The sequence below is a fragment of the Polaromonas sp. YR568 genome (genome assembly GCF_943372955.1).
GTDB lineage: Bacteria > Pseudomonadota > Gammaproteobacteria > Burkholderiales > Burkholderiaceae_C > Polaromonas.
The window spans coordinates 142335-156225 of sequence record NZ_CALSAL010000001.1; the positions used below are offsets into that span (position 1 = coordinate 142335).

Annotated in this window: 12 protein-coding genes and 1 other RNA gene; 5 read left to right on the plus strand and 8 right to left on the minus strand. The window is 61.4% G+C overall.

Features of this window, described 5'->3' with window-relative positions; translation table 11 throughout:
• Nucleotides 1–7 precede the first annotated feature (7 nt).
• From AAG793_RS00670 to gyrA, 6 genes are all read right to left on the minus strand, one after another.
• The gene (locus AAG793_RS00670; RefSeq protein ID WP_341902670.1) at nucleotides 8–1993 is read right to left on the minus strand and encodes a bifunctional 3-phosphoshikimate 1-carboxyvinyltransferase/cytidylate kinase; all 1986 of its coding nucleotides are present in this window, start codon (nucleotides 1991–1993) and stop codon (nucleotides 8–10) included.
• Nucleotides 1994–2002: 9 nt separating this feature from the next.
• A complete protein-coding gene (locus AAG793_RS00675; RefSeq protein WP_341902674.1) occupies nucleotides 2003–2881 on the minus strand; it encodes a prephenate dehydrogenase/arogenate dehydrogenase family protein in 879 nt (292 codons plus the stop codon).
• A 45-nt stretch (nucleotides 2882–2926) separates the two neighbouring features.
• Nucleotides 2927–4009 (minus strand): prephenate dehydratase, encoded by a 1083-nt coding sequence (gene pheA, locus AAG793_RS00680; RefSeq protein ID WP_341902676.1) that lies wholly within the window; start codon nucleotides 4007–4009, stop codon nucleotides 2927–2929.
• 83 nt (nucleotides 4010–4092) lie between these two features.
• A complete protein-coding gene (gene serC / locus AAG793_RS00685) occupies nucleotides 4093–5211 on the minus strand; it encodes a 3-phosphoserine/phosphohydroxythreonine transaminase (protein WP_341902679.1) in 1119 nt (372 codons plus the stop codon).
• Nucleotides 5208–5789, minus strand: a complete 582-nt coding sequence (locus AAG793_RS00690) for a DUF2059 domain-containing protein (protein WP_341902681.1) — start codon at nucleotides 5787–5789, stop codon at nucleotides 5208–5210. The genes serC and AAG793_RS00690 overlap by 4 nt, the downstream gene beginning before the upstream one ends.
• The gene (gene gyrA / locus AAG793_RS00695) at nucleotides 5789–8437 is read right to left on the minus strand and encodes a DNA gyrase subunit A (RefSeq protein ID WP_341902685.1); all 2649 of its coding nucleotides are present in this window, start codon (nucleotides 8435–8437) and stop codon (nucleotides 5789–5791) included. Before gyrA ends, AAG793_RS00690 begins: the two co-directional genes overlap by 1 nt.
• Before the next feature lie 258 nt (nucleotides 8438–8695).
• On the opposite strand from gyrA, the gene ompA reads away from it, so the two are divergent.
• From ompA to ssrA, 4 genes are all read left to right on the plus strand, one after another.
• Nucleotides 8696–9337, plus strand: a complete 642-nt coding sequence (ompA, locus tag AAG793_RS00700) for an outer membrane protein OmpA (RefSeq protein ID WP_341902687.1) — start codon at nucleotides 8696–8698, stop codon at nucleotides 9335–9337.
• 66 nt (nucleotides 9338–9403) lie between these two features.
• Nucleotides 9404–10111, plus strand: coding sequence for a bifunctional 2-polyprenyl-6-hydroxyphenol methylase/3-demethylubiquinol 3-O-methyltransferase UbiG (gene ubiG / locus AAG793_RS00705; protein WP_341902690.1), 708 nt, complete (start codon nucleotides 9404–9406; stop codon nucleotides 10109–10111).
• Between the two features lie 13 nt (nucleotides 10112–10124).
• Nucleotides 10125–10790: a phosphoglycolate phosphatase gene (gene gph / locus AAG793_RS00710; RefSeq protein ID WP_341902692.1), complete on the plus strand. Its 666-nt coding sequence runs from the start codon at nucleotides 10125–10127 to the stop codon at nucleotides 10788–10790.
• Nucleotides 10791–10802: 12 nt separating this feature from the next.
• Nucleotides 10803–11189, plus strand: a transfer-messenger RNA (tmRNA) gene (ssrA, locus tag AAG793_RS00715).
• Between the two features lie 122 nt (nucleotides 11190–11311).
• Here ssrA and AAG793_RS00720 read toward each other — a convergent pair.
• Nucleotides 11312–12061, minus strand: a complete 750-nt coding sequence (locus AAG793_RS00720) for a hypothetical protein (RefSeq protein WP_341902694.1) — start codon at nucleotides 12059–12061, stop codon at nucleotides 11312–11314.
• Between the two features lie 256 nt (nucleotides 12062–12317).
• Here AAG793_RS00720 and AAG793_RS00725 point away from each other — a divergent pair, with 256 nt between their 5' ends.
• A complete protein-coding gene (locus tag AAG793_RS00725; RefSeq protein WP_341902696.1) occupies nucleotides 12318–13046 on the plus strand; it encodes a 16S rRNA pseudouridine(516) synthase in 729 nt (242 codons plus the stop codon).
• A gap of 24 nt (nucleotides 13047–13070) precedes the next feature.
• Here AAG793_RS00725 and AAG793_RS00730 read toward each other — a convergent pair whose 3' ends face one another.
• Nucleotides 13071–13817, minus strand: a complete 747-nt coding sequence (locus tag AAG793_RS00730) for a hypothetical protein (RefSeq protein ID WP_341902699.1) — start codon at nucleotides 13815–13817, stop codon at nucleotides 13071–13073.
• Nucleotides 13818–13891 lie beyond the last annotated feature (74 nt).

The window sequence follows — 13891 nt, forward strand, 5'->3', positions numbered from 1 at the left end:
GCGGGGGTCAAAAGGGCCGGGTACCTTGCCACCATTCAAGCACCTGATCGACCGACTTTTCAATCGACAGATAAGAGTTGTCCAGCGGTTTGGCGTCATCAGCAGGCTTCAGAGGGGCTGCTTTTCGCGACGAATCGCGCGCATCACGTGCCTCTAAATCTTGCTGAATCTGCGCGATTGTAGCCGAATTTCCCTTTGAAATCAATTGCTTATGTCTGCGTTCCGCCCTGTGCAGGGCGCTCGCTGTCAGGAAAATCTTTAGCGGCGCATCAGGGAAGATGACGGTGCCCATGTCCCGCCCGTCGGCTACCAGCCCCGGCAGGCGGCGAAAACTGTGTTGCAGCTCCAGCAGGGCAGTGCGAACTTCAGGGTGCACCGACACCCGGGAGGCAGCCATGCCAGCTGCTTCGGTGCGGATGGCGTCCGACACATCGTCGTGCCCGAGAAAGATGCGGTCTCCCCGGAAGCGGACTGGCAAGGTGCGCGCCACGCGGGCAACGCCAGCACCATCGTCCAGCGACACACCGACGGCTGTGGCGGCGTGCGCGCTGAGCCGGTACAGCGCACCGGAATCCAGGTAGTGGTAGCCGAGCTTCTGGGCGGTCAGGGCCGCCAGCGTTCCCTTGCCCGAAGCGGTCGGGCCGTCAATACAGATGACGGGGATCAGGGCCGGGCTGGTTTGCGTGACGTCAAACAGGGCTTCGAAGTAGTCCGGGAAGGTTTTGGCCACGCAGTGGGGTTCGAGAATGCGCACCGGCAGCTGTGCCGGGTTGAACGCCGCCAGCGAAAAACACATCGCCACGCGGTGGTCGTCGTAGGTGCGGATGGCGCCTGTGGTCCAGTGTGCGGGTGGGCTGATCTTCAGGTAATCGGCCCCTTCTTCCACGACAGCACCGAACTTTTGCAGCTCGCAGGCCATGGCCGCAATCCGGTCGGTTTCCTTGACGCGCCAGCTGGCGATGTTGCGCAGCGTTGTCGTGCCGTCGGCATACAGCGCCATCACCGCCAGCGTCATGGCAGCGTCGGGGATGTGGTTGCAGTCGAGTGACTCGATGGCCTTGAGGGGCCATGCCCCACGCCGCACGGTCAAATGGTTGGGGCCGGCTTCAACGATGGCGCCCATCATCCTGGCAGCGTCGATGAAACTGATGTCACCCTGAATGGAGTCGGCGCCCACGCCTTCAATCCGCACGCCCGCCCCTGGGGCGATGGCGCCCAGGGCGATGAAATAGCTGGCCGAGGACGCGTCGGCCTCCACATGCAGCACGCCGGGTGACTGGTAGTGGCTGCCAGCGGGGATGGTGAAGCGTTCCCAGTTGTCACGCCGCACGTGAATCCCGTAGCGGGCCAGCAGGTTGAGCGTGATTTCGATGTAGGGCTTGCTGATCAGATCGCCCGTGACCTGGATGACGATGTCGCTGTCCTTGGCGACCAGTGGCAGCGACATGAGAAGTGCAGTCAGAAACTGGCTGGAGACATCCCCGCGCACGAGGATTGGCGCTTTCAGGTCCAGCTTGGGCTGACCAATGCGCAGCGGTGGAAAGCCGTCCTGTCCCAGATAGTCAATGTGGCAGCCCAGCTGGCGCAGCGCGTCAACCAGATCGCCAATCGGGCGCTCATGCATGCGAGGCACGCCATGCAATTTGAAATCTCCGCCCAGCACCGCGAGGGCGGCGGTGAGCGGGCGCATGGCGGTGCCGGCGTTGCCCATGAACAGGTCGGCCTGCGGGTTTGGGATGACACCGCCCAGGCCGTCAATCTCGACCGTGGTGCCACCCAGGCCTATCTGGCGCACGCCACAGCCCAGCTCGCGCAGGGCGTTCAGCATGACGCGCGTATCGTCTGAATCAAGCAGGTCGTGCAGGGTGGTGGTGCCGGTGCACAGGGCAGACAGCAACAGGACGCGGTTGGAAATGCTCTTGGAGCCGGGCAGGCGGACGGTGCCTCCCGCGCCAGTCAGTGGGGGGATGTCCAGAAACTCGGTATCGAACATGGACCGGCGTTATTTGGGGGGCTTGTGTGCCGAAATGCGCCAGTTGGCGCGCGTCTCGCTGGCTTGCTCGATCAGCACTTCCAGCATGTCGCCGCTGCCTGCCGCGATCAGCTGTTCGAGTGACTGCAGGGTTTGCTGGAAGATTTTCGATTGGGCGAGCAGCTCTTCCCGGTTGGCGATCAGGATGTCGCGCCAGACTTTCGGGTCGCTGGCAGCGATCCGCGTGAAGTCGCGGAAACCCGGTCCCGCCAGGGAGAGGTATTCCTTGCCGTGGTCCTGCCCGGCGATGCCGTTCATCAGAGCGAACGCAATCAGGTGGGGCAGGTGGCTGACGGCAGCGTACGCGGCATCGTGCGCCTGCGGCGACATTTTTGACACATGGCAGCCCAGCCTGGTCCAGAGGTCTTCGGCCTTCTGGAGCTGAACCGTGAAGGTGCGCTCGATCGGCGTGAGGATGACCTGCTTGCCGGCGTACAGGTCCACATCGGCGTGTTCAACGCCTGAAACCTCCTTGCCGGTGATCGGGTGGCAAGGCACAAAGGCGCCCACGTTGCCCTGCAGTACACGCCGGGCGGCGTCCACCACGTCGCGCTTGGTCGATCCCACATCCATGATCAGCGTGTTGGGCCCCACCAGATGCCGGATCGCCTTGAAGGTGGCTTCGGTGGCCGACACGGGAACCGCCAGCAGCACGATGTCGGCGCCCGACACGGCCAGCAGGGCGGACGGTGCCTCGACGTCAATCACGCCCATCTGCCGCGCGCGCTCGGTGGTTGACGGCGATTTGCTGTAACCGACCACACGCTTGACGAGTCCTGCACGCTTGAGGGCCAGCGCGAAAGAGCCGCCCATCAGGCCGCAGCCAATGAGACCTAGCTGTTCAAACATGTCGTGTGACCGGAAAAGTGACCGGGAAATCTGTGAAACATTGCATCAATCGCTGACCGGGTAGGTGCCAAGAACTTTGTAGAAAGCGCAGAGCTGCTGCAGGTCCGCTAGCGCGGCTTGCACGGCGGGCTGCGAAGGATGACCCTGCAGGTCGATATAAAAATAATATTCCCATTGACCGGAACGTGCCGGACGCGACTCGAAACGGGTCATGGAGACGCCATGGGTCTTCAGCGGCACCAGAATGTCATGCACCGCGCCCGGCCGGTTGGGAACCGACACCACCAGACTCACGCAGTCCTTGCCCGAAGGCGGGGGCGGCGGCAGGGTTTGCGGCAGGCAGACCACGGCAAAGCGGGTCCGGTTGAAGGCGTCATCCTGAATGGCGTGCGCTGCGGTGTGCAGGCCGAACTGGGTGGCGGCGCGGTCGCCCGCAATGCCAGCCCATGCCGGGTTGGTGGTGGCAAGTCGCGCGCCTTCCGCATTGCTGGACGCGGCGCGGCGCTCGACGTGCGGCAGGTGCGTGGTCAGCCAGCCCTGACACTGGGCCAGCGCCTGTGGATGCGCCAGCACGATCTCAATGTTTTCCAGCGAGTCGGACAGGCGCAGCAGGTTGTGGCGCACCATCAGGCTGACTTCGCCGACGATGTGCAGCGGTGAGTTCAGGAACAGGTCCAGCGAGCGCGACACCACGCCTTCGGTCGAGTTCTCGACCGGCACCACGCCGTAGCTGGCGCTGCCGGCCGCGGTGGCCCGGAACACTTCATCGATGCTGATGCAAGGCACATGTTCAATGCTGGCGCCGAAGAACTGCAGGGCGGCCTGTTCGGAAAACGTCCCGACCGGTCCGAGATAGGCCACGCGGATGGGGGCCTCCAAGGCCAGGCAGGCCGACATGATTTCGCGCCAGACGGCTTCGACGTGCTCGTCCTTGAGCGGTCCCTTGTTGGCCTTCTGGATCTGCTCGATCACCTGGGCCACGCGGTCTGGCCTGAAAAACGGCGTGCCTTCGCGTTTTTTGACCTCTCCGACTTCCTGTGCCACCTGCGCACGCTGGTTCAGCAGCGCCAGCAGTTGCCGGTCCAGCGCATCGATTTGCAGGCGCAGGTCAGCCAGACTCGCGTTCATGGCAACCCCTGCTGAACGGGGTGGGTCGGGATGCCGGCCGAGGGCATGGGCCGAGCGAGTAGGGGGCTGGAATACATGTCGTCCTAGGCTTGTTTTTGTTCGAATTCTCGCATGTAGGCCACCAGCGCTTCGACGCCTGCCATGGGCATGGCGTTGTAAATGCTGGCCCGCATGCCGCCAACCGACTTGTGGCCCTTGAGCTGCAGCAGTCCTCGGGCCTTGGCGCCACTCAGGAAGGCCTCGTTGCGGGACTCGTCACGCAGGTAGAAAGGCACGTTCATGCGCGAGCGGCAGCCGCGGTCCACCTTGTTGAAGTACAGGCTGGAGCTGTCGATGGCGTCATAGAGCAACTGGGCTTTTGCCATGTTGCGGCGCTCGATGGCGGCAACGCCGCTGACTTCGGTCCCGGCCTGGCCTTCGCGCTGGCGTTTGAGCCACTGGAAGGTCAAGCCAGCAATATAGATGGCATAGGTTGGCGGTGTGTTGAACATCGAGCCGTGATCTGCCACCGTTTTGTAATCGAACGCGCTGGGGCAGATGGGCAAGGCATGACCGAGCAGGTCTTCGCGCACAACTACCATCGTCACGCCGGCCGGCCCGAGATTTTTCTGCGCACCGCCGAAAGCCAATCCGACGCGCGACCAGTCCACGGAACGGGACGCAACGTGGGAGGAAAAGTCGATCACCAGCGGCGCGTCGCTTCCCAGCGCCTTCAGGTCTGGTAAATCATGGAACTCCACGCCGTGGATGGTTTCGTTGGAGCACAGGTGCACATAGGCTGCATCCCGCTGCAAACGCCAGCTGGCTGGCGCAGGCGCATGGGTGAACCCGGAGTCCGCAGCCGTGGCCGCGACGTGCGTGGTGCAGTACTTGCGCGCCTCTTTTTCCGATTTCTCGCTCCAGCTGCCGGTGAGGACGAAGTCGACCTTGCCGCCGCGCGAGAGGTTCAAGGGGGCGATGGCGTTCTCGGCCAGACCGCCGCCCTGCATGAAGAGAATCCGGAATTCATCCGGCACCGCCATCAGCTCACGAAAATCTGCTTCTGCGGCGTCATGAATCGCGATGAACTCCTTGCCGCGGTGGCTCATCTCCATCACGCTCATGCCACTGCCGTTCCAGTCCAGCATTTCAGCGGCGGCCTGCTGCAGCACTTCTTCAGGGAGTGCGGCCGGTCCCGCTGAAAAGTTGAACGGCCGGGTCATTTCTTCGCGGGAGGGGCGGCTTTGGGTGGGGTTGCTGCAGCAGGCTTGGTGCCGATGAGTTTCTCTGCAACAACATCAAACTCGCGGGCACGTGCCTGTATGTCGCTGCGCGAAGCCTCGATCAGTTTCTGGACGAAGGCATTGCCCAGTTCAGGCGATGCGGCCTGGTATTTCTTGATCGCGGGCGACTCGAAGAAGGCGGCAATCTGCTTGAGCTCTTCAAGGGTGAAGCGCTCGGCATAGGCTGGCACCAGCGTATCGGCGCTGACTTTGGCCACCTGTTTGGAAATCAGGGAGCTGGCATCGTTGCCGTACTTCTGCAGTTCGGCGTTGAGTGTTTCTGACGTCTTGGCTTGTGCGTCTTTGGCAACGTTGGCCTGAAGCCTGGGCCCCCATTTGGCGATCAACTCTTGGGCTGAACCCCCGGCAAGCTGGTTCACCAGTCGGTCAAGTTCCGGGCCCTGCTGCAGTGCGACCACTTTGGCCGCCCACTCGTTTTTGTTGTCGGTGGCTTGTGCGTAAACAGCGGTGGAACAGGCCAGCGTCGCCAGCGTGAGTGTGGCAATCAGTTTTTTCATCAGTTGGTTTCCGGGTTGGCGGCGTCGTTGCCGTCGGTGGGAGGGGTGTCGGTGTCGTCCAGGGACGCATCGTTTTCCACAATGCGTTGCAGACCGCTCAATTGTGAGCCTTCATCCAGGCCAATCAGCGTAACACCCTGTGTCGCCCTGCCCATTTCGCGGATTTCGCTGACGCGGGTGCGCACCAGCACACCTTTGTCGGTGATCAGCATGATTTCGTCGTCGGCGTGCACCAGTGTTGCGGCAACGACCTTGCCGTTACGCTCGCTCTGCTGGATGGCAATCATGCCTTTGGTTCCGCGGCCGTGGCGGGTGTACTCGGTGATCGAGGTGCGCTTGCCGAAGCCGTTCTGGGTGGCGGTGAGCACGCTTTGCTGCTCGTCCTCGGCGACCAGCATGGCGATCACGCCCTGGCCGTCTTCCAGCGTCATGCCTCGCACGCCCCGCGCATTGCGGCCCATGGGGCGGACATCGTTTTCATCGAAGCGCACGGCCTTGCCGCCATCGCTGAACAGCATCACGTCATGCTTGCCATCGGTCAGCGACGCGCCAATCAGGTAATCGCCCGGGTCGAGGTCGACGGCGATGATACCGGCCTTGCGCGGGTTGCTGAATTCGTCGAGCGCGGTTTTCTTCACGGTGCCCATCGAGGTGGCCATGAAGACATACTGGTCGGCAGGGAAGCTGCGCTTCTCGCCAGTCAGTGGCAGAACGACGGTGATCTTTTCGCCTTCCTGCAGAGGGAACATGTTGACGATCGGGCGACCGCGCGACCCGCGGGAGCCTGCCGGCACCTCCCACACCTTGAGCCAGTACAGCCGGCCCCGGTTGGAGAAGCACAGGATGTAGTCGTGGGTGTTGGCAATGAAGAGCTGGTCCACCCAGTCGTCTTCCTTGGTGGCTGTGGCCAGCTTGCCGCGACCGCCGCGCTTTTGTGCCCGGTATTCAGACAGTGGCTGACTCTTGATGTAGCCGGTGTGCGAGAGCGTGACCACCATGTCGGTCGGGGTGATCAGGTCTTCGGTGCTCAGGTCGAACGAGCTGTGCTCGATCTGGCTGCGACGCGCGCCCAGCTTGGTCTGGCCGAACTCGGCCTTGATGGCCGACAACTCTTCGCCAATGATGATGGAGACGCGCTCGGGCCTGGCCAGGATGTCGAGCAGGTCGTCGATCTCGGCCATGACCTCTTTGTATTCAGCAACGATCTTGTCCTGCTCCAGCCCGGTCAGGCGCTGCAGGCGCATCTGCAGGATTTCCTGCGCTTGCGTTTCGGACAGTCGGTACAGCCCGTCGCTGCCCATGCCAAAGGCTTTTTCGAGGCCGTCGGGCCGGTAGTCGTCTGCATTGACCACGCCACCGTCGGCGCGGGTACGGGTGAGCATTTCGCGCACCAAAGTGCTGTCCCATGGCCTGAGCATCAGTTCGGCCTTGGCGACTGGCGGCGTCGGGGCATTGCGGATGATGGCGATGAAGTCGTCAATGTTGGCCAGCGCCACAGCGAGGCCTTCCAGCACATGGCCGCGTTCCCGGGCCTTGCGCAGGTTGAACACCGTGCGGCGGGTGACCACTTCGCGGCGATGCGACAGGAAAACCTGGATCAGGTCCTTCAGGTTGCACAGTTTGGGCTGGCCGTTGACCAGCGCCACCATGTTGATGCCGAAGGTGTCCTGGAGCTGCGTCTGCTTGTAGAGGTTGTTCAGCACGACCTCGGGCACTTCACCGCGCTTGAGCTCGATCACCAGGCGCATGCCGGACTTGTCGCTCTCGTCCTGGATGTGGCTGATGCCCTCGATCTTCTTCTCGTGCACCAGCTCAGCCATGCGCTCCTGCAGGGTCTTCTTGTTCACCTGATAAGGGAGCTCGTCGACGATGATCGATTGGCGTTGGCCCTTGTCGATCTCCTCAAAATGGCACTTAGCGCGCATCACCACCTTGCCGCGACCGGTGCGGTAGCCGTCCTTCACGCCGTTGATGCCATAAATAATGCCGCCGGTGGGGAAGTCGGGCGCCGGCACGATCTCCATCAGCTCGTCGATGGATGCCTCGGGGTTCTTCAGCAGGTGAAGGCAGGCGTCTACCACCTCATTGAGGTTGTGGGGCGGGATGTTGGTGGCCATGCCGACGGCAATGCCGCCGGAGCCGTTGACCAGCAGATTGGGAAGCCGGGTCGGCAGAACTAGCGGCTCCTGCTCGCTGCCGTCGTAGTTAGGGCCGAAGTCGACCGTTTCCTTGTCCAGGTCGGCCAGCAACTCATGGGCGATCTTGGACAGACGGATTTCGGTGTACCGCATTGCGGCGGCGTTGTCGCCATCGACCGAGCCGAAGTTGCCCTGGCCGTCCACCAGAAGATGCCGCAGGGAAAAATCCTGGGCCATCCGCACAATGGTGTCGTAAACCGACTGGTCGCCGTGCGGGTGGTATTTACCGATCACGTCACCCACGATACGAGCTGACTTTTTGTAAGGCCGGTTCCAGTCGTTGTTCAGCTCGTGCATCGCAAACAAGACACGGCGATGGACGGGCTTGAGGCCATCCCGTGCATCCGGCAGTGCGCGTCCCACGATCACGCTCATCGCGTAATCCAGATAGCTTCTGCGCATTTCCTCTTCAAGACTGATGGGCAGGGTTTCTTTGGCGAACTGGGTCATGCGAGGCCTGGGTGGAGTATTTTTTCTGGAAGTGGGAAGCGCAACCGCGCATTTTACGGTGTGGTGCTGCCTTGTCTTGCTGTGGCGGTGCAGCAACAAATGCCGGAGAATCGCGAAACTGTGTCAGACGGATTCCAGTGCTGGGTTGAAGGGCCCGGCAGGTGTGGCACAATCAATGTAACGCTTTGAGTGATGGTCACTCACGGCGTGTAAATTATCAATCGCAGCCAGTCTGCGGCTTTTCTCTAGAGGAGAACCATGAAGAAACTCAACAAAGTGGCAATGTTGTTTGCTTCCGCAGCGCTCGTTACCGCCGCCGGTGCACAAACTATCGACAACTGGAAGAACGGCTCTAACGAACTGGTCTGGAAAAACGGCACCAACGAACTGTGCTGGCGCGATGCCAACTGGACGCCTGCCACTGCAGCTCCTGGTTGCGACGGTGCCATCGTTCCTCAGGCCGCTGCTCCTGCCGCTGCTGCGCCAGCACCTGCTGCTGCCGCTCCTCGCCCAGCCGCTGCACCTCCTGCACCTCCTGCCGCCACCAAGGTGACCTACGCTGCTGACGCGTTCTTCGACTTCAACAAGTCGGTGATCAAGCCAGAAGGCAAAGCCAAGCTGGACGATCTGGTTGGCAAGATCAAGGACATCAACCTGGAAGTCATTATTGCCGTGGGTCACACTGACTCCGTCGGTAGCGATGGTTACAACCAGCAACTGTCGGTCCGTCGTTCTGAAGCCGTCAAGGCCTATCTCGTGTCCAAAGGCATCGAGAAGAACCGCGTGTACACCGAAGGCAAAGGCGAGAAGCAGCCTGTTGCTGACAACAAGACCGCCGAAGGCCGCGCGAAGAACCGTCGCGTTGAAATCGAAGTCGTTGGCACCCGCGCCAACAAGTAATCCTTCCGGATCCACTGAAAACCGCGCTCCGGCGCGGTTTTTTTATGCCCGGGCGATAATCGGGCGATGTCTATTTCCGATAACTTCGATCCTGCCGAACTGGCCAAATTTTCCGACCTGGCCCACCGCTGGTGGGACACCGAAAGCGAGTTCCGACCCCTGCACCAGATCAATCCCCTGCGATTGGACTGGATAGATAACCTGGTGCCACTCAAAGGCCAGCGTGTCCTGGATGTGGGTTGTGGGGGTGGGATTCTCGCCGACGCCATGGCGCGCAAAGGGGCCGATGTCCTGGGGATTGATCTTGCTTCCAAGGCTTTGAAGGTGGCCCAGTTGCATGCGCTGGAGGCGAATACACAAGGCGTGGCCTACCGGGAAATCAGCGCAGAGGCCCTCGCTGCAGAGCAGCCTGCGAGTTTTGACGTGGTGACCTGCATGGAAATGCTGGAGCACGTCCCCGATCCGTCCAAGGTTGTCAAAGCCTGTACCGAACTGGTCAAACCTGGCGGCTGGGTGTTTTTCTCGACCATCAACCGCAACCCGAAGTCCTTCCTGTTCGCCATTGTGGGGGCCGAATACGTGCTGAATCTGCTGCCTCGCGGGACACACGAGTATGCGAAGCTGATCAAGCCCAGCGAACTGGCGGCTCACTGCCGGAGTGCGGGCCTGACGCTGGAGCACACCCGGGGCATGGAATACAACCCGTTCACACGCCATTACTGGCTGAGCGCCGACACCAGCGTCAATTACATGCTGGCGACCCGCAAAGTCTGAAGGGGTATTACCGATGTTTCATCCCGTTGAAGCGGTCCTGTTCGATCTGGACGGCACACTGATCGACAGCGCCCCGGACCTGGGCGCTGCCGCTGACAAGATGCGTACCGACCGGGGCATGGCATCGCTGCCTTTGTCTGAATACCGGCCCATGGCCGGTGCCGGCGCGCGAGGCATGATCGGCATCGCCTTTGGGCTCACTCCCCAGGACGAGGGCTACGAGGCGCTCAAGGAAGAGTTTTTTGTCAACTACGAAGCCTGCATGACCGAGCGCACCTATGCGTTCGACGGTGTGGCCGAGTTGATTGCAGCGCTGGACCGCGCCGGTCTGAAATGGGGCGTGGTCACCAACAAGTCCGAGCGCTTCACGGTGCCGCTGACGCGGCGCATGCCGCTCTTTGGGACGGCCCAAACCATTGTCAGCGGCGACACCACGCCGCACGCCAAACCGCACCCGGCCCCTTTGCTGGAGGCCGCGCGGCAACTGGACATCGACCCCGGGCGCTGCGTCTATGTGGGTGACGACGAGCGTGACATCGTGGCGGGCCGCGCGGCTGGCATGCCGACAGTGGCCGCCGCCTACGGCTATCTGGGCGCCACGGCGGACACCGACGTCTGGAAAGCCGACGCCACCATCTCCACGCCAGGGGCGCTCTTGAATTTGTTGCGAATGCCTTAAACTAGGTCGCTTGGGGCTGCATTGGTTTCGACGTGGGTTCGGACGCGGTGTGGTGCATGTCGAGCTGAGTGTGCTCGTAAAACAGATTCAAACAAACTAACTGCAAACGACGAACGTTTCGCACTCGCTGCTTAATTGCCAGTGAGCTTTACAACAGCAGGCCGATGGGCTGGGCAAGGGGTGTTTAGCGCAAGCTGAATGCTCCCGGCTGTAAAGATAATTTCATCGGCTGGCTCCGGGCTGGGTACCTTAACCCGGGGCAAGACAATAGGGTGCTGGCGTCCTGTGTAGCGTGCGACTGCGCGGCACAGGTGGCGAGACTCAAATCAGACCGCTAAACATGTAGATCTGCCCGAACAAGGCTTGCGGACGGGGGTTCAAATCCCCCCAGCTCCACCATCCAAAAAGACCAAGGCCGTTGACTGAATTTCAGTCAACGGCCTTTTTCATCGGCGCATGGGTGGCGTTGGTGGCTGCGGCGCCTGTATGGACAGGCTCGCCGGGTTGGTTACAGAGCAGTGTCAGTGCAAATCACCTGCGCGGCTGTCCAGCGGGGCGATGAAGGAATTGTGCTCCTGCCACACCCCTGCAAAGTCGCTGTCTGGTCGCATCTGGCTGTCCAGGCTGGACACGGATTCGGGGCCGAACCCGGAGGAGTTGCCAGAGAACTCGCTGTGGCGGCTGTGGCGCTGGCGGTCAATCTCTGAGTGCAGCTTGGCGCGTGCGGCTGCGACCCGTTCTTCATCGCGCTTGCGCTGCAGTTCGCGGGCTGCTGCTGCCGATTCGCCCAGGAACTCCAGCCGGATTTCTGCCACCGTTGGTGGATTGCTTGATTTGACAACGCGGTAGCCCACACCGCATTGCGACAGCAGGGTCATTTTGAGTTGACGGTTGCTTCGGGAGATGCCCTTGGGGCCGGGAACATCGACGCAACCGACCACGATGCCGGCGGTGGTGCACACGGTGAAGGTGCAGTACACGCCGCTGAGAAGGTTGTACCAGTGCTGCCCGGTTTTGCGGTTTTCCGGGATGGTGAAGCGCGTCACAGGCAACTTGATCATCACATGATGGTCAAAAAACACCCGGCTCAGCCACAGCCAGACCTGACGCTCCTCGGTGTTGAGCAGGCCGCGCGGATTCAAAGGCCAGTGCCGTGGAATCTGCTTGTTCTTTTTGGCCGCGTAGCGAACCTTCCAGAGGCACAACAGGGCGCCGGCCAGCATTCCACCGCAGGCTGAACCGGCAATCCACCATCCAAGTGTTGTGGCCATGTTTGTGTCCTGTGAAACGCTAGATGTTGCGAAAGTAACAAATAGATACAAAGTATCAAAGGCACAAGTTCACGAAGTTGCTGCTGTTTGATGCGATTTCGCGTGAGCTTGCCCAGTAGCGTGATGGTTTTCACGTTTTAGGGGTATGGGCTGGCCTGCCCCGGGTGATGGCCTGGGTGGCAGGGAAGGGGCTGAAAGTGGCGGCTTGGACTGCCCGCTGGCCGTGGCAGAGGCCCGACAATGCCGCATGGCCAACATGCAATTACATGACATTCTTTATTCACAGGGGTTCGGCACGCGCCGCGTCTGTGCAGGGCTGGTGCAACAGGGGTGGGTGACCGTCTCGGGTTTGCCGTGCACAGATGCTTTGGCGGAATTTGATGCGACGGGTCTGACGTTCTCCGTACAGGGCGTGACCTGGGGCTATCATGAGAAAGCCTACCTGATGCTGCACAAGCCAGCCGGTTACGAGTGTTCGCAAAAGCCCAGCACCTATCCCAGCATCTACACCTTGCTGCCGGCACCCATCCGGCAGCGCGGCGGCGGGGCGGCGGCTGGCGTTCAGGCGGTAGGGCGGCTCGATCAGGACACGACGGGCCTGCTGCTGCTGTCCGACGACGGAAAGTTCATTCACCGGATGAGTTCCCCGAAGCACCATGTGCCCAAGGTCTATGACGTGACTGCCAAACATCCGGTGGATGACAGGCAGATTCAAAAGCTGCTGGCAGGCGTGGTGCTGGATGACGACCCCAAACCGGTTCGCGCTGCGGCGTGCGAGAAAACCGGCGAACAGCAGTTGCGGCTGACCCTGACGGAGGGCAAGTACCACCAGGTCAAACGCATGATTGCGGCGGTCGGCAACCGGGTGGAAGAGGTGGGCGGGCTGCATCGTTCGCGCATCGGGTCACTGGATTTGCCGGCAGATCTGGGGCCTGGGGAGTGGCGCTGGCTCACTGCCGATGACTTGAAGCGCATTTCAGCGTGAACCTTCGGACAGCCTCACCTGCGGCTATCTCAGCTCCGCGGGTCGCGTGTTGTCCTGAATCAGAAACGAGTCGTTCCAGTGGCTCGGCATGCTGCTGGTTTCCGGGCCGAACATGCTGGGCTCCTTGATTTTTCTTCGACCCCGCTGGACCACCAGGGTTTGCTGCAAGTTGGCTTTTGCCATTCGCACGACCGCCTCTTCCCGCTTGGCGCTTCTGATCCTGGCGGCCTCATCACCGAGGAATTCCTGGAGGATGGCGTCGGGCTCCGGCAGCAGGGTGGGCGATACGACCGTGTAGCCGATGCCGCATTGCGCCAGCAGGTTCTCCTTGAGCAGCCGGACCTTGCGCGACGCACCAAATGTCCTGGGCACATCCACGCAGCCCAGCACCTGGCCGATTTCGTTGCAGACCGTGAACGTGCAGTAAATTCCCTTGAGCAGTTCGTACCAGAACAAGCCGCTTTCTGTCGGGTTCGGCTTGGTGAACCGGGTGACCGGTGTCTTGATCATGATGTGGTAACCCTCGAACGTGGTGTTGAGCCATCGCCAGACGCGCAATTCTTCCTCGCTGAGCAGCTCTCTGGCGTGAATGGGCCAGTGGCGGGGAATGCGCCGCTTTCTTCGGGACATCCAGAGCCTGTAAAGCCAGGCCCCCAGGGCCAGCAGAAGCACAAGCACCAGAAGGGCCAGAAGAGCCAGAAGAGCCAGTCCCGGGATTGTCAGGTCTTGGTAGGCATTCATGCGAATCCCCTTTATTGTTGGGTCGGTCAATAGGCTACTGATCGGGCGGGGCGGTCGCCGTGATGTAAATCAAAAGAACACAAAAACAGGCGCAATTCAGTAAC